Source organism: Pseudomonas sp. Pseusp88, assembly GCF_047303955.1.
Taxonomy (GTDB): domain Bacteria; phylum Pseudomonadota; class Gammaproteobacteria; order Pseudomonadales; family Pseudomonadaceae; genus Aquipseudomonas.
In genome coordinates this window covers 1-426 of record NZ_JBGLYM010000104.1, presented here as the reverse complement: position 1 = coordinate 426, position 426 = coordinate 1, and the positions used below count along the sequence as shown (strand labels likewise).

Genomic DNA, 426 nt, shown 5'->3' with positions numbered 1-426 from the left:
CGAAAACGAGCAGACCGAAACATTGGTCAGCGAGATGCACTACAACGCCTTCGATCAGGTTGAGCAGGAAACTGCGGGCAATGGCGTCATCAGCCACTATAAATACGATCTGCGGGATGGCCGACTGATCGAACTCAAAGCCGGACTTGTCAACGCAGAACCTTTGCAGCAGCTGAAGTACGACCACGACCCGGTCGGCAATATCCTGTCCATCGAAGACAGCGCCCAACCGGTGCGCTTCTTCGCCAATCAACGGATCAAACCGATCAACCGCTATTGCTACGACAGCCTGTATCAACTGATCGAAGCCACCGGCCGCGAAGTGAAAACCGGCAGCAGCCACGGCCCGGCCCTGCCCGATTTGCAAAACCTGCCGCCTGATCCGAACCAGATCGCCAACTACACGCAAAGCTACGACTACGATGC

Annotated in this window: 1 protein-coding gene; it reads left to right on the top strand. The window is 56.1% G+C overall.

Annotated elements, in window-relative coordinates:
* Nucleotides 1-426 (top strand): RHS repeat domain-containing protein (locus tag ACCD02_RS32660; RefSeq protein WP_413310715.1); only part of this gene is annotated, 426 nt, incomplete at both ends.